Annotated in this window: 20 protein-coding genes; 15 read left to right on the top strand and 5 right to left on the bottom strand. The window is 61.7% G+C overall.

What is annotated here, in order from left to right:
• Nucleotide 1 precedes the first annotated feature (1 nt).
• Nucleotides 2-1,255, bottom strand: coding sequence for an alpha/beta hydrolase-fold protein (locus tag FO013_RS14345; protein WP_143923255.1), 1,254 nt, complete (start codon nt 1,253-1,255; stop codon nt 2-4).
• A gap of 177 nt (nt 1,256-1,432) precedes the next feature.
• Here FO013_RS14345 and FO013_RS14340 point away from each other — a divergent pair, with 177 nt between their 5' ends.
• From FO013_RS14340 to FO013_RS14305, 8 genes are all read left to right on the top strand, one after another.
• Nucleotides 1,433-2,578 carry a nucleotide disphospho-sugar-binding domain-containing protein gene (locus FO013_RS14340; protein WP_143923254.1) on the top strand — a complete coding sequence of 382 codons (1,146 nt, stop codon included), beginning with the start codon at nt 1,433-1,435 and terminating at the stop codon, nt 2,576-2,578.
• Nucleotides 2,575-6,384, top strand: coding sequence for an ABC transporter ATP-binding protein (locus FO013_RS14335; RefSeq protein WP_143923253.1), 3,810 nt, complete (start codon nt 2,575-2,577; stop codon nt 6,382-6,384). Before FO013_RS14340 ends, FO013_RS14335 begins: the two co-directional genes overlap by 4 nt.
• Nucleotides 6,381-7,178 (top strand): SDR family oxidoreductase, encoded by a 798-nt coding sequence (locus FO013_RS14330; RefSeq protein ID WP_143923252.1) that lies wholly within the window; start codon nt 6,381-6,383, stop codon nt 7,176-7,178. The genes FO013_RS14335 and FO013_RS14330 overlap by 4 nt, the downstream gene beginning before the upstream one ends.
• A 37-nt stretch (nt 7,179-7,215) precedes the next feature.
• Nucleotides 7,216-8,400: an isochorismate synthase gene (locus FO013_RS14325; protein WP_143923251.1), complete on the top strand. Its 1,185-nt coding sequence runs from the start codon at nt 7,216-7,218 to the stop codon at nt 8,398-8,400.
• Nucleotides 8,397-10,094 (top strand): (2,3-dihydroxybenzoyl)adenylate synthase, encoded by a 1,698-nt coding sequence (locus FO013_RS14320; RefSeq protein ID WP_222103639.1) that lies wholly within the window; start codon nt 8,397-8,399, stop codon nt 10,092-10,094. The genes FO013_RS14325 and FO013_RS14320 overlap by 4 nt, the downstream gene beginning before the upstream one ends.
• On the top strand, nt 10,091-10,963 hold the full coding sequence (locus FO013_RS14315; protein WP_143923250.1) for an isochorismatase family protein: 873 nt from the start codon (nt 10,091-10,093) through the stop codon (nt 10,961-10,963). The genes FO013_RS14320 and FO013_RS14315 overlap by 4 nt, the downstream gene beginning before the upstream one ends.
• 58 nt (nt 10,964-11,021) lie before the next feature.
• Complete coding sequence (locus tag FO013_RS14310; RefSeq protein WP_186293127.1) at nt 11,022-11,864, top strand: 4'-phosphopantetheinyl transferase family protein; 843 nt, start codon at nt 11,022-11,024, stop codon at nt 11,862-11,864.
• Nucleotides 11,865-12,023: 159 nt separating this feature from the next.
• On the top strand, nt 12,024-12,671 hold the full coding sequence (locus FO013_RS14305; RefSeq protein WP_143923248.1) for a homing endonuclease associated repeat-containing protein: 648 nt from the start codon (nt 12,024-12,026) through the stop codon (nt 12,669-12,671).
• 110 nt (nt 12,672-12,781) lie between these two features.
• Here the strand turns inward: FO013_RS14305 and FO013_RS14300 are convergent, their stop codons facing one another.
• Complete coding sequence (locus tag FO013_RS14300; protein ID WP_260848165.1) at nt 12,782-13,918, bottom strand: pyridoxal phosphate-dependent aminotransferase; 1,137 nt, start codon at nt 13,916-13,918, stop codon at nt 12,782-12,784.
• A 174-nt stretch (nt 13,919-14,092) separates the two neighbouring features.
• Nucleotides 14,093-14,992 (bottom strand): LysR family transcriptional regulator, encoded by a 900-nt coding sequence (locus tag FO013_RS14295; protein WP_143923246.1) that lies wholly within the window; start codon nt 14,990-14,992, stop codon nt 14,093-14,095.
• A gap of 112 nt (nt 14,993-15,104) precedes the next feature.
• Here FO013_RS14295 and FO013_RS14290 point away from each other — a divergent pair, with 112 nt between their 5' ends.
• Together FO013_RS14290 and FO013_RS14285 are read left to right on the top strand one after the other, a co-directional pair.
• Entirely contained in the window at nt 15,105-16,409 is a 1,305-nt protein-coding gene (locus tag FO013_RS14290) for an MFS transporter (protein WP_143923245.1), read from the top strand.
• A 66-nt stretch (nt 16,410-16,475) separates the two neighbouring features.
• On the top strand, nt 16,476-18,101 hold the full coding sequence (locus tag FO013_RS14285) for an amidohydrolase (protein ID WP_143923244.1): 1,626 nt from the start codon (nt 16,476-16,478) through the stop codon (nt 18,099-18,101).
• Between the two features lie 5 nt (nt 18,102-18,106).
• On the opposite strand, the gene FO013_RS22905 is transcribed toward FO013_RS14285, so the two are convergent.
• Both FO013_RS22905 and FO013_RS22900 read right to left on the bottom strand, forming a co-directional pair.
• A complete protein-coding gene (locus tag FO013_RS22905; protein ID WP_260848164.1) occupies nt 18,107-19,033 on the bottom strand; it encodes an NAD(P)/FAD-dependent oxidoreductase in 927 nt (308 codons plus the stop codon).
• Between the two features lie 56 nt (nt 19,034-19,089).
• A complete protein-coding gene (locus tag FO013_RS22900) occupies nt 19,090-19,560 on the bottom strand; it encodes an FAD-dependent oxidoreductase (RefSeq protein WP_260848163.1) in 471 nt (156 codons plus the stop codon).
• A 631-nt stretch (nt 19,561-20,191) separates the two neighbouring features.
• On the opposite strand from FO013_RS22900, the gene FO013_RS14275 reads away from it, so the two are divergent.
• The 5 genes from FO013_RS14275 to FO013_RS14255 are packed head-to-tail and all read left to right on the top strand — an operon-like array spanning nt 20,192 to nt 25,374.
• A complete protein-coding gene (locus FO013_RS14275; RefSeq protein ID WP_143923243.1) occupies nt 20,192-21,142 on the top strand; it encodes an ABC transporter permease in 951 nt (316 codons plus the stop codon).
• A complete protein-coding gene (locus tag FO013_RS14270; RefSeq protein ID WP_143923242.1) occupies nt 21,139-22,155 on the top strand; it encodes an ABC transporter permease in 1,017 nt (338 codons plus the stop codon). Before FO013_RS14275 ends, FO013_RS14270 begins: the two co-directional genes overlap by 4 nt.
• On the top strand, nt 22,152-23,729 hold the full coding sequence (locus tag FO013_RS14265; RefSeq protein ID WP_143923241.1) for an ABC transporter substrate-binding protein: 1,578 nt from the start codon (nt 22,152-22,154) through the stop codon (nt 23,727-23,729). Before FO013_RS14270 ends, FO013_RS14265 begins: the two co-directional genes overlap by 4 nt.
• Nucleotides 23,726-24,598 (top strand): ABC transporter ATP-binding protein, encoded by an 873-nt coding sequence (locus FO013_RS14260; protein WP_143923240.1) that lies wholly within the window; start codon nt 23,726-23,728, stop codon nt 24,596-24,598. The genes FO013_RS14265 and FO013_RS14260 overlap by 4 nt, the downstream gene beginning before the upstream one ends.
• On the top strand, nt 24,595-25,374 hold the full coding sequence (locus tag FO013_RS14255; RefSeq protein WP_143923239.1) for an ATP-binding cassette domain-containing protein: 780 nt from the start codon (nt 24,595-24,597) through the stop codon (nt 25,372-25,374). The genes FO013_RS14260 and FO013_RS14255 overlap by 4 nt, the downstream gene beginning before the upstream one ends.
• Nucleotides 25,375-25,482 lie beyond the last annotated feature (108 nt).

Genomic DNA, 25,482 nt, shown 5'->3' with positions numbered 1-25,482 from the left:
CTCATTTCTCCTTCAGGCTGTCGATCAAGGCGATGCGCCAACAGGCAAAGTCATGTCCTCCGCTGAAGTGGGTGACGCTCGTCCGGTATCCGAGCGAGGTCAGAACGTCATGGAGCTGATCGACGTGGTCGTTGGTGATGTCTTCTCGTGTGCCGACGCGCAGGTCGATGTGAGTTGATGTGGGGGTTCGCCGGGCGAATTGTTCGGTGATCCACGGTTGGTGCTCATGTGTGTAGGTTCCAGGTGACATGCTGCCGTCCGGCATCCACCACAACGAGGGTGAGTGAGACTGAACTTGGCCGAAGCATTCCGGCCGTCGCAGCGCGGCGAGTAGCGCCGTAAGGCCGCCAAGGCTCTGGCCGGACAGGATGGTCCCTTCGGGTCCCTGCAGCGGGAGTGTTTTCTCGATCCTGCGCCGGGCAGCGGGGATTGAATGGGCAGCGAGGTCGTCAACAAAGGCAGGATTCGCTCCCAGCAGGTCGATCCGGCTGGCCGTGTCGTCATTTGCGATCCCCAGGACAGCAACTGGATGGATAGTGCCCGCCGCCGCTGCCGCCTCCAGCGCCGCGGGCAGGTTGAGTCGATCGAACCACACCTCGGCATCAGTGACGACGAGCAGGCGCGCAGGGTCGCGGACGGTGGTTGGAGGTGGAATATAGGTGAGCTGTTCTACGGTGCGCTCAAGAGTCGGAAGTGTGGTTCGACTCCGCAGCACCTCTCCGCGCAGGTCACTGTGTTCTGCCCTTCGCCAGATGTCCGAACTGGGCGCATCGTCCATTGAAGCCACAGAAAGGGCTCCCGTTCCGGTCGCATCGATGGAGGCATGGTGGTTGAAGGGATCGACCCAGGCCGGACGTCCTGACCGCCGGTGGCTTGCGACCGCGTCGGCGAAGGCGCTCGCTGATGAATTGAGTTCACGGAATCCGTAGGTGAAGACAGATGATGAGTCCACCTCGAGGGTCGCGCACCAGACATCTGTCCCTTTGAGGCGCCGCATCTGCCCGTGTTCGACACGGTGCTTGTCCGTCAATCGATTTGCCTCCAGGTACACCTCGTCCGCGGTCTGGCTGCGGTAGAGAAACGTGGCCCTTCTCATATCTGAGCCATCTGAGCGTGACACCAGGGGAGTTCCACGACGATGGACAGCCGTCCAGAATTTCACGGGATCAGTCGGCGGCGGGAGATCGGACTCGACGAGGATCTGGGAATGGAGCCGGAGCGTCAAATGGAGCTCGCTTTCTTCGTCGGTGGACATGCATCTCAGGGGTCCCTGCCAATCAGCCTTGTGCCGAAGAGAGGTTGAAAGGCGATGGAATCTAGGTTAGCGTAGCCTTAGCTTACTCAGCTGAGGCTAACCTAATCAAATTGAGCCGACCTGAGTCTGAAATATCACGACTTGCGACGCTCAACCCGACGAATGTAGGTATTCATTTTGCGTGTTCTTTTCGTGGGCCCACCTCTCTACGGCCTGCTCTATCCCATCGTTTCGCTCGCCCAAGCCTTTCGCGTCTCCGGGCACGACGTGGTCGTCGCAAGCGCCGGTGGATTTGCCGACAAGATTGCGGACGCCGGCTTGGTCGCCTACGACGCAGCACCGGACCTCGATTCCGAAGCAGATTACAAACGCCGCGAACTCGATCGTCTGAGGAACAATGCCGGCACCAAACCGGGCGACTTCTCCTTCTTCAGCGAAGAGATGTCCGATGCGCTTGTCGAGTTCACTAACTCGTGGCAGCCGGACCTCATCGTCTATCCGCCTCTCGGCGTTGTCGGACCACTGCTCGGGACGAAGTTCGGGATTCCGACCGTCATGCTGACCGTGGGCTTCATGCACGGACAGAAACAGATCGACATCGTCTCCAAGGCTCTTCGACATGCTTACGAGCGTCACGGGGTTGGTCAGCGTCAGAGCGACGCGGCTTGGCTCGATGTCGCCCCTCCCAGCATCAGCATCCTCGACCACCCGGGTGCTCTGCCGATGCGCTACGTTCCCTACAACGGGGGCACCGTGCTGAGCCAGGGATGGGAGAAGACCGCAGGTCGTCGCAGGGTCGTCGTCAGCCTCGGTACGCTCAAACCGATGGTCGAGGGTTCGGGCCTCATCGATTGGATCCTGCGTGACGGGTCGGCCGCGGACATCGACTTCGTGGTCCAGCTGGGTCACAACGCCCGCCAGGGCATTCCCGACACGCTGCCGGAGAACGTGAGCATCGTGGATTGGATCCCGATGGGTCCGATGATGAGCGAAGCCGACTGCTTCATTCACCACGGCGGCGCCGGCAACACGCTGACAGCGTGCGACGCCGGGATCCCCCAGATCATCTTCGGTGAGGGCGCTGACCGGCCCACCAATGCCAACCTGATCCAGAAACGCGGATGTGGGGTGATACCCAGCGAAGGCAGACTCACGGGTTCGATGGTCCTGGAGGTCCTCGACGACTCATCGATCGCGGCGAACGCGGGAGAAGTGCGGGATGAGATGCGCAGCCTCCCGACACCCCCGCAGATCGTGACCGAGATCGCCGAGCGTATCGGGCAATCGGCTCAGACAAAACTCAGCATGGCGGGACGGCGATGACTCGATCTTCCATAGAGAAGAGCGTCTCGAAGCGCAGCGATCGATCAACCACCTCCTCATCTGGTACGCCAGATCAGGATCAGGCGGAGGACGGGAGCACACCCTCCTCGAGTGAAGACCGTGCCCACGCCACGCCCGCCGCTGTCCTTCCTGGTCAGGGTGCCAGGTGGTGGGCAGCGCGGCTGCTGAGCGGCTGTTGGGCGCATCGACGACTGTCAATCGGGATTCTTGCGTGGTCGGTCGTCACCATCGCTTTGGTGACAGTGGGCCCCCTACTGACTCGCCGTGGTGTCAACGAAGCGGTCGACGGACACACCACGGGCCTCGCCTGGTTGGTGGCAGGCCTCGTGCTGATCGCCGCAATCGACTTCGTCGGCAACTACTATCGCCGAAACCTCGCGGGACGTCTTTCGCTGTGGGTGCAGCATGAATTGCGGGCTCAGGCCTTCGGATCGATCCAACGGCTTGATGGGCACGCGCAGGATTCCATGCGGGTCGGTCAAGTGGTTTCGCGGACGAACAGCGACCTGGAGCAGGTTCGCTCGATGCTTCAGATGATTCCCGTTCCGGTCTCGGTCGTCACCTACTTCGTCAGCGGCACCGCGGTCATGGTCTATCTCTCGCCCGCTCTGACCGTGGTCAGTCTGACCGCTATGGCGCTTCTGGGGCTGACGGCTTGGCGCGCCCGCAAACGTGTGTTCGCAACATCCGCGCAGGCCGCCCAGGACGTCGGCGAACTGACCGAAAGGATCGGTCAGACCATCGACGGCGTTCGTGTCGTCAAGGGATTCAGCCAACAGAACCGTGAGATTCGCTGGTTGGAACGTGCCGCCGGCGGAGTCTTCGGACGCAGGATGCAGACGGCACGAGCGCAGGCAGCCCCCGGGGCGACGATGCTCGCGCTGCCGGTTCTGGGGCAATTCGCCGTGCTCGGCTACGGCGGGTGGCTCGTCCATGACGGTGGACTGGACATCGGTACGTTCGTCGCGTTCGTGACCTTCCTGACCATGCTCACGGGCCCGACCCGAGTCTTCGCGTCCTTCCTCGTGATCGCTCAGCGCACACGAGCCAGTGCCGAACGCATCTTCGAACTGATCGACTCGCGCCCGGAGATCCACGACGGCACACGCTCGATGCCTGAGACGCTGTCCTACCTGAAGCTTGAGAACGTGTCCTTCGGCTATACGGCCGACAGACCGGTGCTGAATGGGCTCGATCTGCACGTCAGCGCGGGCGAGACCGTTGCGATCATCGGACCTTCCGGGTCAGGCAAGTCCACGATCTCGCTGCTGCTGCCTCGCTTCTACGATCCCACGACAGGAACAATCAGAGTCGGGACCGAGGACGGAGAGATCGCCCTCAACGACTTCCGCATCCAGGATCTGCGGCAGCACGTCGGTACGGTATTCGAAGACCCCTTCCTGTTCGCCAGCTCAGTCTCGCAGAACATCGGATACGGCCACCGCGATGCCACGGGAGACGAGATCCGAGCGGCCGCAGCCGCTGCCGGGGCCGATGAATTCATTCGCCAACTCCCTGAAGGCTATGACACAGTTCTCGCGGAACGAGCGACCGATCTCTCCGGTGGCCAACGACAGCGTCTGGCTCTGGCCAGGGCACTGCTGCGCCGTCCGCAGATCCTCGTCATCGACGACTCCACGAGCGCCGTGGACGCGTCCACTGAATCCGGAATCCTCAAAGCTCTGGACAATCAGAGATCGGCGGAGCACATCACTGTGCTCATCGCCCGGCGCAGATCGACCCTGTCCATCGCGGATCGCATCGTCGTCATGGACGAGGGCAGAGTGGTCGATGCGGGTACGGCAGCTGAGTTGGCCGACCGTTGCCAGCTCTACCGTGAACTGACCGACGGCGAGGATGTCGACCATCAGACCCGGCGAGGTGACGACGAGCTGTGGCCCCCGATCGAACCGGACCAGGCAACGCAGGCAGCCTCCGAAACGCGCGGTCGTGACGTCGTTTCCTCGGCCGCGCGAAGGACAGCACTCGACAGTTCGATCCGCACCGTTCGCTCGGTGCTCCGACCTGTTGCAGGTCTCCTCGTTGTCGCCTTCGTCCTCATCGCGTTCGATTCGCTGGCCAATGTGGCGAGTCCGATTCTTCTGCAGCGGGGAATCGACTCGGGAGTGCTCAAGGGCGACTTCGGCTACGTCGGGCTGGTGTGTGCGCTGGCCGCCGGGATCGTAGTCATCAACTGGGCGGTCTTCATAGCCCAGAGCGTGACAACGGCGCGAGCCTCCGAGCTGGTGCAGTACATAACCCGAACTCGCTGCTTCGGACATATGCACTCCTTGGATCTGCGCCATTTCGAAGGCAGCGAATCCGGATCTCTGATGACTCGGATGACGGTGGACATCGATTCGCTCTCCCGATTCATGCAGACCGGTCTTGTCAACGGAATCATGAGCCTGGTGACCATGGCGGGCATCGCCGTTGCGATGTTCGTGTTCCATCCGCTCCTGGCGGCAGTGGCTCTCGCCTCTCTGCCTCTGATCATCATTGCCACTGTGGTCTTCAGGCATCTCAGCTCGCGTGCCTACCTCCAGGCGAGGACTGAGATCAGAGACGTCAATCGCAATCTGCAGGAGAACATCGACGGCCTGCGAACCGTGCAGGCGAACGGCAGGCAGAAGGCCGCCATCAGTTCCTTCAACCGTCTCTCGGACAAGCACCGAACGACACGGACCAAGGCACAGCAGTACATTGCCGTGTACTTCCCGTTCGTCAGCTTCCTGGCTGAGACCAGTTATGCCCTCGTGCTCGGCGTCGGCGCCACACTGGTCGCCCGCGGCGAACTCTCGCCCGGAGTGCTGATTGCCTTCCTGCTCTTCCTCAGCCAGTTCTACAATCCCATCCAGCAGCTGTCCAACATCGCCGACAGCTTCATGCAGGCCGCAAACGGAGTCAGGCACATCCGTGAGCTCCTCGCCCTGCCGGCCGCTGAAACGCAGGAGGCGGCAGCGTTCGATTCCCCGCCGATGCCGCGACGCCTCCGGGACGAGCTCGAAGTCGAAGGCCTCGGGTTCAGCTACGGCGACGAGTCGGGGGGCGCACTCAGCGATATCAGCCTGTCGCTTGCCCCCGGACAGTCCTTGGCTGTGGTCGGTCGCACCGGTGCCGGGAAGACGACTCTGGCCAAGCTGCTCTGCCGCTACTATCCGCTGGAGTCCGGCCGAATCAGCTTCGACGGCATTCCGGCGGAGAAGTTCGCATTGCATGACTATCGACTCGGCATCGGCGAAGTCGCTCAGGAGGGGTATCTCTTCGAAGGCGATATCGCGGAGAACATTCGCTATGGGAAACCAGAGGCGGAGGACCGAGAAGTTGCCGACGCAGCTGTACGAGTCGGGGCGCACAGCGTCGTCGCAGGTCTGGAAAGCGGGTACAGACACCAAGTCGAGGCCGGGGGACGGAACCTGTCTGCCGGCCAGCGGCAGCTCATCGCGTTGGCCCGTACCGAACTGACAGATCCGGGGATCTTCGTCCTTGACGAGGCGACGTCAAGCATGGACGCCCAGGCTGAATCCGCAGTTCTCGACCATGTGCTCGCCGGCGACCGGGACAGATGCTCGATCATCATCGCGCACCACCTCACCACGGCGTCACGATGCGACAGAGTCGCCGTGCTCGACAAGGGTCGGATCGTCGAAATCGGACGGCATGAGGACCTGATCCGTCAAGACGGTCCCTACGCCCGTCTCTGGAACGACAGCCAAGGCACAGACGAAAGATCGTCCACAACAACGCAGCCCACCAGTGAGGGGCTTGAAGGAGCAGTGAAATGACCCGACCGCATTCCACAATTGTGACTGGATCCGGAAGCGGCATAGGACGAGCGATCGTCCACGCCCTGGCCCACGACCCTGACGATCCGCCGCAGGTGATCGCCGCCCTGGACTCGGGATACTCCGAAAAGGTCCGCCAGACCCGTACGGGTGCATCAGTCATCCTTGAGTTCTCTGCCGACGTCACAGACGAAGAGCGAATCGCAGAGATCTTCGACGACCTCGCTACGAACCACCCTCCTGTGCTGAAAGTCGCACATGCCGCCGGAGTTCTCCAACAGGGTGCGCTCGCCGACACTGGCCTGGACGAATATTCCCGCGTCATGGGAGTCAACGCCACAGGCACCTTTATCGTCCTGAGACAGACTGCGCGCACATTGCGCCTGCAGCACGAGCAGGGGGAACATCCGGGAGCCATCGTCACCGTCTCGTCGAACGCTGCGGCGGTCCCGCGCATCGGCATGGCAGCATATGCGGCCAGCAAGGCGGCCGTGTCGGCGCTCAGTGCCAACGCGGCGCTCGAACTCGCTTCCTTGGGCGCTCGCTGCAACACTGTCGCGCCGGGGTCGACGGACTCACCCATGCAGCGGTCCATGTGGCATGACGATGACGACCGTGACCGGGCCAGAGTCATCGCGGGCGACCCAGAGGCGTTCAGACTCGGAATCCCGTTGGGCAGGATCGCCGACCCTCGTGACATCGCCGAGGTGGTCCAGTTCGCCCTCTCGGATAAGGCCCGCCATATGACCATGCAGGAGATCGTTGTCGACGGCGGAGCAAGTTTGAGGTCGTGACAATTCACCCGTTTTCCACATTCGAAGGATCACCACAATGAGCATCACACCCGCAGAGCGGATCAACCACGAAACGGACGAAGTCGAGACGACTCTGAGTCGAAGTCGCCCCTGGGGCGTCCAGACGGAACGGACGGCTCGCTTCGTCTCGCAACGAATCGATGCGCAAGTGCGCGGAGATATTCAACAGGTACCCACGGCCGACTTCGAAGATGCGGTCGAAACAGCACTCGCAAACGACCCCACTGCCGATATCGTCATCGGATGTCTGCCGTTCGACCCGGACGATTCCGCTGTCTTCATCTGCGGTGTCGATGAATCCGCGCTGGGCGCGGAGCAGTCAGATCTGCGGCACACTGGCTCGGCTCGCATCCGGTCCGTGATCGATGTACCAGACGTCGCCGAATACGAACAAAGGGTCGCCGACGTTCTTCGCCTCATTGAGGAGGGCACGTTGGAGAAGGTCGTACTGGCCAGATCCAAACTGGCTGCTGCTGACGCTCCGATTGATCCTCAACTGCTGCTTGAACAGCTTCGAGCGAGCTCGCCTCATGGATTCGGCTTCCATATTCCGCTCGTCGACGGCGGTTCGTTCGTCGGCCTCAGTCCGGAGCTTCTCGTCGAGCGTGATCATCTGTCCGTCAGCTCTCATCCGCTGGCCGGCTCACGGATTCGCACCGGTCACTCCGGCGCGGATGAGGCCCGGATCGCAGATCTTCGGGCCTCCGGCAAGGACGCACGAGAACACCAGCTGGTCGTCAAGGCGGTGGCGGAAGGTCTCGCCCCGTATTGCTCGGACATCATTGTGGATGATCAGGACACCACTGCCACCGATTCGATGTTCCATCTGGGGACGTGGATCCGCGGAAGCGCTGCCGCCGATGAATCTGGTCACCTGCCATCTGCGTCAGCACTGGCCCGTGCCCTCCATCCGACACCAGCCGTGTGCGGGGCTCCGACTGAACAAGCACGTGAAGTCCTACGCCGAGTCGAGGGAGATCGCGGCTATTTCACCGGTGCCGTCGGCTGGCAGGACCGCGACGGAAACGGCGAATGGGCTGTGGCGATCCGCGGAGCGATGATCGATGGGTCGACAGCACTCGTCTCAGCAGGAGCTGGGATCGTTGCAGGGTCCGAACCGCGTTCTGAAGCCGAAGAGACAGGAGCCAAACTGAGAACCGTCCTCTCAGCTCTGGGCCTCGGAGAGCAGGTGTCTCGATGAGTGTTCAGACACAGGACGAAGTGGGCGCAGGGCTCCTCATGGCTGAAGGGTGCGAGTGGCCAACGGACGTGGTCGAATCGTATCGTCGCAACGGATACTGGACTGGCGAGCGGCTCGATCGCATCGCAGACGCGGCGGCAGCGCGCACGCCTGAGAAACTGGCCGTCATCGACGACCACGATCAGATCACTTACGCCGAGCTCCTCCAGCGCGTGGATCGACTGGCAGCATCATTCTCTCGTCGAGGACTTGCCGACCGGGACCGGGTCATCCTTCAACTGCCGAACCGCATCGAACTGATCACAGCCGCGACGGCGCTCATGCGCATCGGTGTTGTGCCCGTGTACTGTCTGGGCAGCAGTCGCAGACGTGAACTTGCGGCGATCTCACATCGCGCACTTGCCGTCGCCCTGATCGTGGACGCCACGTCTGAAGACGGTGATGGAGCCCAGCTCGCTGCAGACGTCGTCGCCGAGGTCGATTCCCTCAAGGATGTCATCACGTCTGAGGAGATCCGCAGTGCTTCGACAATTCCAGACCCCGTGCCATCGGGCTCATCTTTCCAGTCTCGTCCAACACAGCAGATTGCCGGGCCGGACGATGTGGCCTTTCTGCAGCTTTCGGGCGGGACGACAGGGACGCCGAAACTCATCCCCCGGACGCACGACGACTACCTCTATTCCGTTCGTCGGAGCAACGAAGTCTGTGGCCTGGTCCAAGACGACGTATTCTTGGCGGTTCTCCCGGCAGTCCACAACTTCCCGATGAGCTCTCCAGGCTTCCTTGGAGCTCTGATGGCAGGCGGCACTGTCGTCCTGACCGAGAGCCAACATCCAGCTCAGGTCTTCGACCTCATTGCGCGTTGTGGAGCCAGCATCGTGCCGCTCGTTCCACCGATGGCACACGTATGGGCCAATTTCGCGGATATGGATCCTGCGGCCGCTTCCAAGTTCTCTTCATTGCGGCTGCTGCAGGTCGGCGGTGCGAAACTTGTCCCCGAATTGGCCAGACGCCTCGTCAACCTGGTCCCGGGAGCTGTCCAGCAGGTCTTCGGTATGGCCGAAGGACTCGTCTGCTACACCGATCCCGACGATGATATCGACATCATCATCAACACCCAGGGACGCCCGATGAGTCCGGCGGATGAGATCAGAATCGTTGACCACCACGACCAACCGGTGCCAGAAGGCGACAGCGGCCATCTGCTGGCTCGCGGCCCCTACACGATCCGCGGATACTTCAACGCCCCTGATGCGAATCATCGTTCCTTCACTGATGACGGGTTCTATCGGACGGGTGACATCGCCAGGATACGTGCTGACGGAACACTTGTCGTCGAGGGCAGGTCGAAAGACCAGATCCACCGTGGGGGAGAGAAGATCTCCGCGGAGGAGGTCGAAGACATCCTGCTCGCCCACCCGAGCGTCGACGATGTCGTGGTCGTCGCCGAACCCGATGAATTCCTGGGTGAGCGGAGTGTGGCCGTGATCGTGGCACACAACGAACCGCAGCACGATGAATCGGCACTCAGGCGAGCGTCGATCGCTGAGTACATGCGCAATCGCGGTGTCGATGCGATGAAGGTACCCGATCGGGTGGATCTCACCGACAGTTTTCCAGTGACCGGAGTCGGGAAAATCAGCAGGGCCCAATTGCGGACCCTGATCAGAGAACAAAGGAGCACTGCCAAATGAACACCACATTGACTGATGATTCGAACCGCGAGATTCCCGGAGGGATCGCCTACGACGTGCCGAAGTGGCTTGGCGCGAATCGGGTGGAAGATTGGTCCATTCCGCCTGATCGCACCGTCCTTCTGGTGCACGATATGCAGGATCACTTTGTCAGCAAGTACGAGGCCGATGCTGAGCCGATCAGCACTGTGCAGAAGAATATCGCTGAACTCATCGCCAGCGCCCGGAGCCTGGGTGTGCCGGTGGTCTACAGCGCGCAGCCTGGGGATCAAGATCCTCAGGAGCGGGCCCTGCTCACCGACTTCTGGGGCTATGGGCCGCGCACCGAGAACATCGGCATCATCGATGCTCTTGCTCCGGTCGACACGTCGGAAGTCATGCGGAAATGGCGTTATAGCGCGTTCCAACGCACAGATCTGATTGAGCGTCTGCGGTCGACCGGCAGGGACAAACTGGTCATCACCGGCATCTACGCTTATATCGGGTGCATGGCCACAGCGCTCGAAGCCTTCATGAACGATATCCAAGCGTTCATCGTCTCGGATGCTGTGGCCGACTTCACGGCCGATGATCACACGAGAGCTTTGGAATGGGTGTCAGCACGGTGCGGCGTCGTCTCCTCTACCAGGGATCTCAACCGCCAATGGGCGGGGGCGATGGTCGTCAACGAAGCAGCGGCTCTGCTTGATGTGCGCCCTGAGGAGATCGGTCTCGACAGCGACCTCAACGACCTCGGACTGGACTCGATGAGATTCATCCAGCTGTCGATGAATCTCAAACGTCGAGGAGTCAACCTTCCCTTCGAGAATATGATCACCGGCAATACGATCTCCTCGTGGCTTGCCCAGGGGGCAACCGTGGGAAGTTAGAAGTGATGAGGCGCTGAACCAGAGTCCATCGCGACGGCAGAAGTGGAGCGCCGAACCTGTGATCGGTGATCGGCGCTCCACAGAACGCCGATTCGCATTGCTCCGATACTCCCGCTTCGTTGAAAGGTATGCCATCTCTCTAGGGCCCGGTTCTCTGCGGCAGCTGCTTCCGACTGCCATCCATATCGCCGAGACCGAGGCAGACGTGGCGCCTGAAGAGAGCGAGAATCCATTTGCGGATGTCGAATCGGCAGGGCTCCATCAGGCCGTTGAACAGCGGCGGCGGGAGTTCCTGACAACACGATGCTGCGCACACGCGGCGCTCGAGGCGGCAGGAGCACCGCCGGAAGCGCTGCTGCGCGGTGCACAGGGGCAGCCACTCTGGCCGGACGGTGTCATCGGCAGTCTGACCCATTTCTCCGCTCGCACGGATCGCGGCAAGGTCTACCGCGGCGCGGCCGTGACGACGACCGACAAGTACGCTCTGCTGGGTATCGATGCAGAGCTGGGCAAGCCACTGCCACGGGGGCTCCCGGAGATGATCACCTCTCGAACGGAGAGACGTTCCGCTGCGAAGCTGTTCGAGACCGTGCCTGAACTTCCTGTTAGCCGACTGATGTTCAGCATAAAAGAGAGCTTCTACAAAGCGCGCTTCCCCGTGAGCGGTTCATTTCTCGACTTCCTTGATGTCGAGATTGACTTCGCACAGTCCGAACGCTGTGTTCCCGAACTGACTCCGGAATATGCAGAGTACGCTGCCGACGGAATGAGTGTGTCGGGCACCTTCGCGGCGAGTGTCGTCAATCCGGCACGCAGTCACCGATCACTGCCTGACGCCCTTGAGGGACGTTTTCTCGTGGGGGGAGACAGGATCCTCACCGCCGTCATGCTGGAAAGGTGACGATCTTCTCTCGTCGGAGTCAACGCGCGCGGATTCGGACGCCTGATGTGACCCAGGGTCGCCCCATGGTTGAGTTCGCTTCCGTTTCCCGCGCTCAGACCGGCTGACGCAGGACGGGATCGTTCGGAGGGGCTGAATGGTGCTGGTTCGCCACGTAGGATGAGAGCTGTGAATGACGTCGTTACGGACAAATCCCATACCTCATCGTCGGCATTGCTGGGGGCTCTGCTCTACCTTGCCGCCGAGGGCAATGAAATCGAGATAGACCGGTCGGCCCTGCCTCAGCTGAGCCTGCGCGATCGCGAGATCCTCGCCGGGGTGGAAGTCGCACTGTTCCATCAGACCGATGACGCAGTGCTCGTGAAGACGACCCTCGCCGAGGTGGCCGGATCGATCGCGGCCCTGCGCAGTTCACATGAAGAAGTCACGCTGACCGGGACGAAGTACGACGCACAGCGTTCGGCGGTGCTCGCGCAGCTGGGCGTGAGTTCCGTGAAGGGTGCGACCGCCTGGCCGCCGACCAGCCAGACCGCCGTGCAGCGATTCGGATCGTGGAACCACGCTCTTAAGGCCGCCGGACTCGCCACGAACAAGATCGGACGCGCCAAGGGTCAACTGCGCTTTGACGCCGACGCCTACGACAGGGCCATCGCAGAATTCGTCGCCGACTGCGAGTCCCGCGAGCTCGGCGCCACATACAAGGCCTACGGCGAATACGCCGCAGAGCACAAGAGCGATGTGCCCTCGGCAGCGGCAGTCCGGAAGTTCTACGGAAGCTGGAACAAAGCGTTCGATTTCATCAGCTGAGCGCTTCGGCGATCGGGGTGTCGCCGTCGTGGAAGTTGAGCGTCTTGCCGAAGCTGGTGGTCTCGGCAACAGTCACGGCATCGAGAGTGAGAACCGAAGGCCCGAGGACCTCACCGGGCGGCGAAGGCCTCGAGCCGGTCGCAGGCCGTGTTGATCGTCTCGGGCGATACGGCGAACGTCAGCCGCAGGTATCCCTCCCCGGCCGGTCCGAAGGCCGATCCGGGAATCGTCGCGAGATTGTGGTTCTCCAGGAGTGCGATTGCCAGCTCCCACGAGCTCAGGCCCCACTCCTTGATGTTGACGAAGGCGTAGAACGTGGCTTCGGGGCGGATGACGCTGAGCCCGTCGATGGCGTTGATGCGATCGATGAGGATCTCGCGCCGCTCGGCATAGGAGGCCACCATCATCTCCACGGCCGTCTGCGGCCCTTCGATTGCGGCGACCGCTGCCTCCTGGACGAACCCGGGAAGGCTGGAGGTCAGCCCCTCCTGGAGCAGCGACATCGGAGCGATGAGGTCCTCGCTCCCGATGACGAAACCGCAGCGCCAACCCGTCATCGCGTAGGTCTTCGAGAAGCTGCCGATCGCGAGGAACTTATCGAAGCCCGGGTCCACCTCGGCGATGGAGGTGAATACCGCATCATCGAAGACCATCTCGTCGTAGACCTCATCGGAGATGACACTGAAGCCATGTTCATCGGCGAGCTCAGCGATCTGCTCGAGCTCGGCGCGGTCCATGACCGACCCCAGCGGGTTCGACGGACTGTTGATGATCACTGCTGCGGTCTTGTCGCTGATGGCCGCCCGCACATCCTCGGCGCGCAGCTTGAAACCGTTGTCCTCCAGTACCGGAACCGAGACCGCGACCCCGCCGAGGCGGTGGACCTGTCCCAGGTAATTCGGGAAGCTGGGATCGGGGATGATGACCTCCTCACCGGGGGAGACGGTGACATCGAGGGCGAAGGTCAGCGCCTCCATCGCCCCGAAGGAGACCATGACGTTGCCCGGCCCGATGCCCCGATCCCACCGGGCTGAGTACTTGCGGGCGATCGCGCTGCGCAGTTCCGGAATGCCGGCATTGGCGACATAGCGAGTGTTGTTGTTCTCGATGGCGCGGATCCCGGCGGCCTTGATGTGCTCGGGGGTGGTGAAATCGGGTTCGCCGACGGTGAGTTTCACGGCATCGGGGAAGTCGAGAGCCAGATTGAACATCTCGCGAATGTCCGAGGCCGGGTAGTTCGCGGCCACCGGCGAGATGCGGCGGTATGGGTGGGTATGGGTGGGTCATCGGACTCCTTTTCTCGTCAGTGGGCGAAGAGTGTCGTCGTTTGCGCCCTGCAACGGCTGGTTGAGTCCGATGATTTCACCTGCCGAGCCTGTGGTCGCATCCGTCCGGAGGATGGAATCGTGGACGCTTCAGACCTACGATGTCGAAGGTGAGAAGTCGAGACCGCTGAACAGCGGATTGTCTTGCATCCAGGAGAGGAGGTCGTTGATGAAGTCCGAGATCGAGTCCTCCGCAAAGTGATCTGGTTGCCACGCTGCCCACTCCTCGGCGAACAGGGGCACATCTCCATCGGTCAATGCCAGTGAGATAAGACCATATTTCGGCGGGTCGACGGTGACGATGACACCCGTCCCCGCCTTGACCATTGCCTGACCGATATGAGCACGAGAGACTTCCTGGAGCGGTTTGAATAGGACATGGGCACGTGTCAGATGGCGGTCGAACTCGGTCCGTGTCCCATTGGACTTGTCAGGCACGATGACCGGTAGCCCGGCAAGGTCTCGGATGTCGATCGAATTGCGGCCGGCGAGCTCCGATGTGTCGGAGACCTGTGCTGTGAAGGGGATCCGGTAGATCATTCGGGAGGCGAATTCCGGCGGGGGCATTGCTGGTGCCAGCGCGAGGTCGGCCGTGCGACGCGAAAGGGACTCGAAGATAGAGATCGTGGGCCGTTCGACGATATTGGCCACTGCGGTCTTCGTCTCTGCGACGAACGGCAGCAGAACTCCCTCGGCCACCATCGTCGGGCATGCCACCGTCAGGGGAACTCGGACCTCGTTGAAGGTCGATACGGCTGATTCCGCGGTCCGAACCTCGTCGACGAGGCGGCGGAAGACTGGTTCAAGCTGCCGTGCCGCATGTGTGGGTCGCATTCCCGATTTCGACCGGGTGAACAGAGTCGTTCTGCAATGCTTCTCCAACGCGTGAATCTGCCGCGAGAGCGCCGGTTGAGACACGAATCGCTGCGTCGCTGCCGCGGTGGCCGTGCCAGTGTCGAAGACTGCAAGGAAACTTTCGCACGCTGCAATATCCATGCGTGGAAGCTATCACAATCTTCAGTAATAAGTATTGGAGCGTATGGAAATCGAACCCTAGAGTTGGGCAGGCAATCGTGCGTCAGCGCAGACCTTCACCAATGGAGCAACCATGTCAGCGACAGTTCAGACTGCCCAGCAACGCCAGAAGCGGTCGATCCTCGGTGCCTTCGTCGGCACTGCCATCGAGTGGTACGACTTCTTCTCCTTCGGTACGGCCGCCGCTCTCGTCTTCAGCACGGTGTTCTACCCCGACCTGGCCCTGGGGTCCGGGCTGCTCGCCTCCTTCGCCACCTTCTGGGTCGGATTCCTCGCGCGGCCCATCGGCGGATTGGTGTTCAGCCACTTCGGTGACAGGTTCGGACGGAAGAACACGCTGATCGTCACCTTGCTGATGATGGGCATCGCCACGACGTGCATAGGACTCCTGCCCACCTATGGTCAGATCGGCTTGGCGGCACCTGTCCTCCTTGTCGTGCTCCGGGCAATTCAGGGTCTGGCCGTCGGAGGCGAATGGGGAGGCGCCGTCGTGTTGGCCACGGAGAACTCCGCGTCGAACAAGCGCGGGCTCGCCGGAGCCTGGGTGCAGCAGGGATCGCCGGCGGGCTCAATCCTCTCGACCGTGGCCTTCATGCTTGTCGGTCTCCTCCCTGATGAGCAGTTCCTGTCCTGGGGGTGGAGGATCCCGTTCCTCTTCTCCGCCGTGCTCGTCATCGTCGCACTTCTGATTCGCACGCGCGTCGAGGAGTCTCAGGAGTTCTCTGAGATCAAGGCCCAGGGCGAGACTCCGAAGGTGCCGGTCGTCGAAGCATTCAACGTCGCCGGACTCTTCATCTTCTTCGGAGTCATGGCCTCCATCGTCGGAATCGCCTCCGCCTACTTCAACAACACCTTCATGCTCTCGTGGACGACCGGAATCTTGGGGATGGACCGCACAGTCATCCTCAATCTCATCCTGCTCGCAGCGGTGATCCAGTTCTTCTGGCAGCCGGTTGCCGCCAAACTCTCCGAGCGGTACGGCATCAGAGCGATCCTCATCTGGGGTCTTGTGCTCACCCTCGTCATCACACCACCGTTCTTCCTAGCCATTCAGTCGAAAAACGAACTGTTCCTGGCCATCACGATCGCCATCAACACGATTGGGTCGACGGCCTACTATGCAATGCTTGCCACTGCGCTCGCCGACGCTTTCCCCGCCAGAGTGCGCTACACCGGTGTCTCCCTGGCCTACCAGCTCTGCGCAACGATCTTCGGTGGAACCACACCGATCATCGCTCAATGGCTCCTGAACTCGACAGGCAACAGCCCATGGTCGGTCATGATCTTCTACATCATCCAGGTCGTCCTCTCCATCATCGGGGTGATCGGTTTGTACAGAACCAGAGCTCGCCGGCAACTGGCCTCAGAAAGCATCTGACAGGCTGGAAGCAGACGGTACCCAACTGATTTCTGACAATGTTCATCGTGTGAAAGAAGGAACCCAATGAAGATCGACAGCATCTGGCACGGACGATTCTGGACAGGGAACCCCGATGCTCCCGAAGCCACTTCAATCGCCGTCCACAACGGCCGCATCGTCGCCGTCGACGATATGGACGGACTGAGCGCGAAAGAGGAATTCGACTTCGGCGAGAAGCGAGTCATCCCTGGCCTGCACGATGCCCACCACCACACGATGGGAACGGGAGAACAGCTCGCCAACGTCGATCTGCGCTACCCAACTGTGACGAACCTCGACGAACTCTATGCCTCCTTGGCCAAACGCGCCGAGTCCCTGCCGACCGGAGCATGGGTCAGGGGCAGCGGATACGACCAGAACCGCCTCGGCGGGCATCCCACTGCCGAAGGTCTGGACAAGGTCACCGGCGGGCGTCCCGCAATCGTCGAACACGTCTCACACCATATGATCGTCGCGAACACGGCAGCCTTTGAGCTCGTGGGCGCGAGAGGCAGAGAGGGGTATCCCGATATCCCCGGTGGCCGAGTCATCCGTGATGCCCGGGGCCGTGCCGAGGGCCTGCTGCAGGAGAACGCCGGTGATCCGATCCAACTCGAGGCGGCGAAGATCACGGAGAATGAATCGCTGGAGGCTCTCCGCCTGGCGTCCGAGCAGTCACTCAAGTACGGCCTGACCAGTCTCACCGAACCCGGAATCATCGTCGGCGGAGCACTGGGGCTCAATTCTCCGATCATCAACGTCTACCAGTCGGCGATCGCGCAGAATGCGCTGCGCCCCCGGATGACGATCATGCCGTTCCACCACGTCTTACATGAACTGGAGCTCAACTCTGAAGGGAAGCACACGCTTGACTTGGGAATTCGCACCGGTTTCGGAGGGGACCGTCTGAGATTCGGGCCGGTCAAGATCGTCTCCGACGGCTCCCTCATCGGCAGGTCGGCCGCGGTCCACGAGTGCTATTGCGGAGAGAGCGCGAATCGGGGGCTCATGGTAGTCGAACCAGAAGAGCTGCTCACGATCATCCCTGCCCACCACCGCGCCGGGTGGACCGTCGCTACCCACGCGATCGGGGACCGGGCCATCGACCACGCGCTCGACGGCATTGCCGCCGCGCTCGCCGACTCACCGAGGAGCGCCAGGCATCGCATCGAGCACTTCGCCATCGCCACGGACGAGCAGGTCGGACGGGCAGCGGAACTGGGCGTCGTTCCTGTCCCACAAGGCGTATTCATCTCCGAATTCGGCGACGGCATCCTCACCGCCATCGGCGAGGAACGCGCCCGGGGCACCTACCGCATGCGTTCCCTCCTCGATGCTGGAATGGTCGTGCCGGGATCCACCGATTCTCCGGTCTCCGATGCCAACCCCTTCGTCTCGATTCACGACCTCGTCAACCGCAGAACATCCTCGGGCGCTGACTTCGCACCGGAGGAGCAGGTGACCATCACAGAAGCCCTGCATGCATATACCTACGGTTCGGCCTATGCGGTTGATCGAGAGAACGAGGTCGGCACACTGCGGGTCGGTCAGCTTGCCGATTTCGTGGCCCTGAGCGAAGACATTCTCGCAGTCGAGTCCTCATCGATCTCGTCGGTCGTCGCGACGGCGACCGTCATCGGCGGAGAGCTGCTGTACGGCGATGCGAAATGATTCGGCTATTCGTGCAGTCCGGCCAGACGTGACCCGAACCGAGCGAGCAGGCTCGTCTTCTTCGCGCCGGTGATGGCCTCCCATTCATCGGCGATAGTGAAGATCCGATGCATCGAGCGGATGCCCAGCCAGCGGATCGGTTCGGGCTCCCACCTACCGGAGAAGTGGTCATTCCACGGCAGCGATGTCAGCGGGGTCGGTTGGCCCGAGGAGCGGTCGAGCAATGTCTTCGCCGCCAGGTGCGTGGCGGTCACCCCATGACCGGCGTAACCGCGGGTGACCCCGATCCGCCGGTCCTGGTCGAAGAAGATTCCGGCGCACCAGTCCCGGGTCACTCCCAAAGCCCCGGGCCAGGCGTGGGCGACCTCGAAGTCAAGGTCTGGGAAGAGCGAGGACAGTCGCGTCCGGAGCAGATCGACCACCTCGGCGGGAACCTCACCGTCACCCGGCAGACCTGAGCCAAAAGCGTACGGTGCCCCGCGCCCGCCCAGGGCGATCCGATCGTCGTCGGTCCGCTGGGCGTAGATGAAGGTGTGTGCGGTGTCGCCGAGGCATTCCCTGCCCTCCCAGCCGATGTCCTCCCACGCCGAGGTGGGGAGCGGGTCGGTCGCGATCATCGAGGAGAACACGGGGATGACCTGGCGTCCCGCCAGCCCCGGGAGGTCGCCGCTGACGGTGTCCGAATAGCCTTCGAGGCACACGAAGATCGTGTCCCCGGTAACGGGGCCGCGGTTGGTCGAAACGACATTCTTGCCGATGTGGCCGGCCGCGGTGTCCTCACAGATCGTCACGCCCTGGGTGCGGAGCACTCGTGCGAGCCCGTGCGTGAGCAGCGCGGGGTCGATGCGGGCCGCGCCGGGGAAGAACACGCTGCCCTGAGCATTGTCGACGTTGATGTGAGCCTTCGTCGCCTCGGCATCGAGGAATTCCATGTCCTCGGGGCCGTAGCCGTACTGACGGTCGCCGTCGAAGAGTTCGTGGAGACGGGTCAGTCCGGCCTGGACTGGGCGATGTCGATGTGGCCGCCGCGGACCTGATGGGCATCGATGTGCTCCCGATTGAGGACCTCGAGGACTTCGTCGATCGAGTCGAAGAGCGCCGATTGGAACGATCGCACGGACTCCACTCCGCCGATGCCTGTCGAGCCCACAGGCCGGTTCGGGTCCTCGGTTCTGGCACGATCGACCGCCTCGGCGTACTTGGCCCGATTCCCAGGCATCAGGGTCGAGAGCCAGCCGCCGTTGCGGCCGGAGGCCCCATAGCCGATGTGCTTGGCCTCGATGATGGTGATCTGCCAGTCGGGATGGGCCTGGCGGGCATAGTAGGCGGACCAGAGTCCGGTCATCCCACCGCCGACGATGACGAGATCCTGCTTCTCGGTGGGAAGCGGGGAGGAAGTGTGAGGATCGGCGGGTGACTGCGCCAGCCAGTGCGAGGCTTCGCCGTTGAAGTAGGGCATGGACCAGTTCTATCCCACTCCGATGACGTGTGTAAATGGTGTGCACGCCGATGTCACCCCGGGTATTCCGATGTGGCGCTGCTGACGGCGGTAGGTCGTCTTCCTATGAGAGGGCAGGCGTCTCTGTGGCTATTCCACATACCCATCGCAGCTCATTTATCGTACGGTCGAACTTGCTGCGTGGTGATTCGCATGTGGCTGACCGCACGATCTCAAAGATGAGACAGGAATCCGATATGACACCTCTGGCAGCAATCGACGGCGACACTGGGCACATCCGGGCCATCGCGGTCGACATGGGCGAGGACTCTCGCAAGACTCCGTTCGCCCCCAGCTGATCGGGCTCGCTTCGGGCTGAGCAGGCTCAGTCCGAGTCGACCGGACGAGCGTCATCTATGTTCACGCGCGCCTCTTCGACATCCGCCCGCGGACGAAACACCGGAGAAATCTCAATGTGTTACAGTTCACAATCAATGATTCAGTACAGAAAGAAAGTGTGATAGTACAGTATGTTCACTTTTCGTTTGTGCACGTCCGAGAAGTCCCCGGGCAGGGCCTGCGAGCGAGGCCTTGACCGCGGCAGTGACTCTGCCGCCGGGACTCCGCTCATGAGTCGAAGGAGAGACCAGTCGTGCTCCACTACCTGATCAAACGGGTTGGTTCCTCCCTCTTCGTTCTCTTCCTTCTGTCACTCATGGTGTTCGCGATGGTGCGAGCCATTCCGGGTGATCCCGTCGCTGCTTTGATCGACCAGAACAATCCCGACCCAGCGGTGATCGCCTCCCTGCGCCACGAGCTCGGCCTTGACCGACCGTTCTGGATCCAGTACTTCTCGTGGATCGGCGGTGTCCTCCAGGGGGACTTCGGCCAGTCTCTGACAAAGCCCTACACCGTCATGCAGCTGGTGGCCGGCCGGCTACCCGTGAGCATTGAACTGGCGATCATGGCCACGGCCTTCGGTCTGGTCATCGGCATCCCCGTCGGATTGTGGGCGGCTCGTCGAATCAACGGCGTGTTCGACACCAGCAGTCGATTCCTCAGCTTCGCATTCCTGGCGATCCCACCATTCGCCCTCGGCACGGTGCTGCTTCTGCTCAACTCCCTGACCGTGCGGGCTCAGCTCTTCGGCTATGTTCCATTCACACAGGATCCGGTGAAGAATCTGAGCGTCTTTCTGCTGCCGGCGCTGCTGCTGGGCGTCGTGATGGCAGCGGTCATTATGCGCTACCTGCGCGGAACACTCCTCGACACCTTCTCGCAGGACTTTGTGAAGAGCGCTCGAGCCAAAGGGGCCCTCCCCGGGCGCATCATCACCCGGCATGCTTTTCGGAATGCACTCATTCCGGTCACCACCGTGGTCGGGATCGAGCTCGGCACTCTCGTGGGCGGGACGGTGGTCGTTGAAACCGTGTTCTCACTGCCCGGCTTCGGCACGACGCTCGTCGATGCGATTCGGTCCTCGGACTACCCGGTGATCCAGGCCTGTGTTCTTCTCATCGGCTGTATGTACGTGCTCATCAACTTCGTCATCGATCTGATGTACCCCATCATCGATCCACGTGTAAGGAGCTTGTCGTCATGACCAATCCGAACACCGGCATTGCCCGGATACCGCGAGCTCGCAAGCGATCGGGCCTGCGAAAGGCGCCGTCTTTGATTGCCGGCGCCGTCATCATCGGACTGCTCATCTGCTGGGCGTTGGTGATGTTCCTCGCACCGACATTTCCGATGAACGAAACCGTCGGCGACCCGCTGCTCTTGCCGTCGGGACAGCATCCGCTCGGCACCGATCACGTCGGCCGAGACCTGCTCGTGCGAATGGGCATCGCTACTGGCCTGTCCCTCCTGATCTCTGCCGGTACGGCCGTGCTCGCCGGGGTCGTCGGCACCATTCTCGGCCTGATCGCCGGTTATGCCGGAGGGTGGATCGACTCAGTGATCATGCGGATCGTCGACACTGTGCTCTCCATCCCGGCGATTCTGGTCGCCCTGATCGTGGGCGTGGCCTTCGGAACCGGGCCGCTGCCTCTCATCTTCGCCCTTGGCGTCGTCTTCGCTCCGTCATTCGCCCGAGTAACGAGGGGACCGGTTCTCGTCCTCAAAGAGCGTGACTTCGTTCGGGCCGCGGAGATGAACGGGGTGGGCCCGGTGCGCATAGCGCTCAGCCACCTCCTTCCGAACGCCTTCACTCCGCTCGCCATCAATTTCGCCACGGTGGCTTCGACCGTCGTGCTCGTCGAGGCTGCGCTGAGTTACCTGGGACAGGGAGTGCCTGCACCCAATCCATCGGCGGGAAGGATGATCAGCGAATCGACGAGATTCATGCAGATCGACCCCCTCCTCGTCATCTTGCCCACGTTGCTCATCGTCGTCCTCGCCATCGCGTGGAATCTGCTCGCCGACGGTGCCCAGGAATACCTTGCGCCCCGTGTCGATGTCGGTCTGCCCGGTTCAAGAGGCGGGCCCACGATCCTTCGCAAGTCGAAGACTCCGTCGCCGGCGGGCACCGCGGACCAGACAGATTCGACAGAAACAGAAACCGCACATCAGCCCAAAGACGTCGTATCGACCGGATCTGAAAGGACACGACGATGAAGAGAAGCATTCGCTCGGCCATTGCCGTGATATCGGCCGCGGCCATGCTCATTGGTGTGACAGCCTGCGGGAACACCTCATCGACAAGTGCAGACGGGCCTCCCGCCGACGGCGGCACATTGAAATATGCCATTGCGATCCAGCCCCCGGCAGGAGGCATCGACCCGGTGATCGCATCGTCCATCGCAGGCCAGCACCTCATGGACCAGGCCTACGAGTCTCTGCTGTCGAAGGATGAGTCGGGGAAGATCCAACCAGAGCTGGCGGTGTCCTACTCTCAAGAAGACGAGACGACCTACCGCTTCCAGCTGCGTGAAGGAGTGAAGTTCGCAGACGGATCTGCCTTCGATGCCGACGATGTCGTCTATTCGTTCGAGCAGTACATGAAGTCGACCTCAGGCAAAGCCGCATATCTGCCCGGTCTGAAATCGGCGAAGAAGCTCGATGAGTACAGCGTCGAGCTCACTCTCAATCAGGCAGACAGCACCTTCATCAACGCTCTGGCCAACAGGGAGCTGTTCCTCATGGTCAGCTCCGATGGGTACGCGAAAGCGTCCAAGGAAGATCGTGAGAAGCGCAGCTACGGCACGGGTCCGTTCGTACTCACGGACTGGCAGGACGGCGTTTCGATGACGTTTGAGAAGAATGACGAGTATTGGGCGAAGGACCAGCCCAGATTGGACGGAATAGAGTTTCGCATCATTCCAGATGACAGTACGAGATTGGCAGCGGTCCAACAGGGCAGTGTCGACGCAGCGAGCTTCACCGATGGCGTCACAGCGAAGCAGGCCGCATTCGGCAACTGGACGCTGGGCAAGACCTATTCCACCCAGGCTCTGCCGATCTTCATCAACCCGACATCCGGCCCTTTGAAGGACAAGAAGGTCAGGCAGGCGGTGTCACTGGCACTCAACCGGGATGTGCTCATCAAGACCGCTCAGTACGGTGACGGTGAAGTCTCGTACGCGGCGCCCGCAGGCGACCCTGCTGCCCCAGCGGTCACGGACAGTACTCCCAACTACCAGCGCAATCTGGACAAGGCCAAACAGCTGCTCCAAGAGACTGAGACACCCCACCCCACCATTGAGCTGTCGTACTTCGGAGACACCTCCCAATCACAGCACCCGATCTACGAGCTCATGCAGCAGCAGCTCTCGGACGTCGGCATCAACGTCAGCCTCAAAGCGAAATCAACGAGCGAGCTGAGTCCGATCTTCACGTCGGGACAGAGCTTTGACGGCCTGGTCTCACTGCCCTGGTCGTACAAGCCGGATCCGACCTTTTACTACGACTCGTTCCTGTCAGAGAATGGTGCGCTCAACCAGTGGAAGGACAATCCTGACGCTGCCAAGGCCATGGAGCTGCTGGCTGAAGCGAAGAAGGAAACCGATGAGGAGAAGAAGGCGCAGCTCATCCAAGACCTCGCAGACAACGTTGCCGAGGAGGCACTTGTGATCGTTCCAATGGCTGTCCCGTCGGACTTCGAAGTATGGAATCAAGACGTCCTCAAGGACTACTCCACTGACTACAGCACGTCTCGAATTGCGCTGCGCACCGCTTGGATGTCGCAATGAACCGGGCACAGGCGGGAGGAAACGACGCCCTCGCCATCGAGGGGATGGACCTGCACTACGGTTCGGGAAACAACGTCGTCAGCGACGTCAGCCTGACTGTGGGCAGCTCAGAGATCGTCGGCCTCATCGGCGAGTCCGGCAGCGGAAAATCAAGCATCGCCCATGCTGCTCTCGGCCTCCTTCCGGATTCGGCAGTGGTCTCCGCTGAGAGGCTCGAGGTGGCTGGTCGGGACATGATCGGAGCCAAGGAGACGGAATGGGCCGAAGTCCGAGGTCGGAATGCCGGCATGGTGTTCCAGGAACCGATGACGGCTCTTAACCCGTGCGTGAGGATCGGCGATCAGATTGCCGAGGCGCTCTATATCCACGGCCATCCGACCAAGCAGGAGGCAGACGCGCGCGCTCTCGAACTGCTCGAAGCGGTGAGAATGCCGGATGCCAAGCGACGTATCGGTGCATTCCCGCATGAGCTCTCGGGAGGTCAGCGACAAAGAGTCGTGATTGCGATGGCGATGGTGGCTGGACCACGGCTGCTGGTGGCGGACGAGGCCACAACAGCCTTGGACGTCACGGTCCAGGCACAGATCCTCAAGATCTTCCGCGATCTGCGAGACGAAACCGGGATCGGAATCCTTTTCATCAGCCATGACCTGGGAATAGTCAGCGAGGTGTGCGATCGGGTGGCGGTGATGTACCAGGGACGAATCGTCGAACGTGGTCGAGCCGCAGCAGTTCTCGATGCACCCGAGCACCCTTACACACGAGCTCTGCTCGAGAGCCTTCCGCGCAGAGCATTGTCGCCACGTTCGCCCTTGGCAACCATCGATGCCGTCAGACGGCAGACCATCCAGGAGTTGGAAGACGCATGAGTGAGAGTACGCCGAAGATCGCCGCAATCGACCTCGTCAAAGACTACGGCCACGGCAAGAACAAGTTCCGTGCCCTTGACGGCGTCTCTCTGGAGGTTCCCCAAGGTCAGACTTTTGGGCTGGTTGGAGAATCGGGGTGTGGGAAGAGCACCCTCGCTCGCGCCATCACACTGATGGATGCACCGACTCAGGGATCCATCGTCATGGATGGGCAGGATGTCACCCACCTTCCGAAGAGACGACGGAAGGCCTACCGGAGAACGGTGCGAATGGTCTTCCAAGACCCAAATGACTCGCTGGATCCGAGGTACTCGGTGCGGCGAACACTTGTCGAACCTCTGCGGTCCGCCAAGAGCCCGCGAGCCGAATGGGACCGAAGAGCCACCGATGCGTTGGAATCCGTGGGACTCGGACAAGACGTGCTCGACCGCCTGCCACACGAATTCTCCGGGGGACAGCGCCAGCGCATCGCGATCGCAAGGGCGATCATCACCGAGCCAGAGCTCATCGTCTTGGATGAGCCGACCTCGGCGCTCGACGTTTCGGTCCAGGCCCAGGTCCTCAACCTCCTCGTCGAGATCCAGAATGCCACGGGAATGACCTATCTGTTCATCTCGCACAACCTTGCCGTCGTCCGCCACCTGTCCCACCGCATCGCGGTGATGGAGCGAGGGAAGATCGTCGAGCAGGGTGCCGGTGACGCAGTCATGGACACCCCAGAGAATGAATACACTCGGCAGCTGGTCTCCTCGATGCCTGGGCTCTATCGGAGCTGACCGGTCCGTGGCGGTGGAGCTGGGGGCAGGTTCTCATGGGAGCCCAGATCTGGCATTGGGGTCATGCCCAGCGCACTGCCAGCCAGGAAGTCGGCGACGTCATCGAAT

This window comes from Brevibacterium aurantiacum, assembly GCF_007558825.1.
Classification (GTDB): domain Bacteria; phylum Actinomycetota; class Actinomycetes; order Actinomycetales; family Brevibacteriaceae; genus Brevibacterium; species Brevibacterium aurantiacum_A.
Note: the sequence above shows the minus strand (reverse complement) of the source record. Positions and strands in the feature narration are given on the sequence as shown.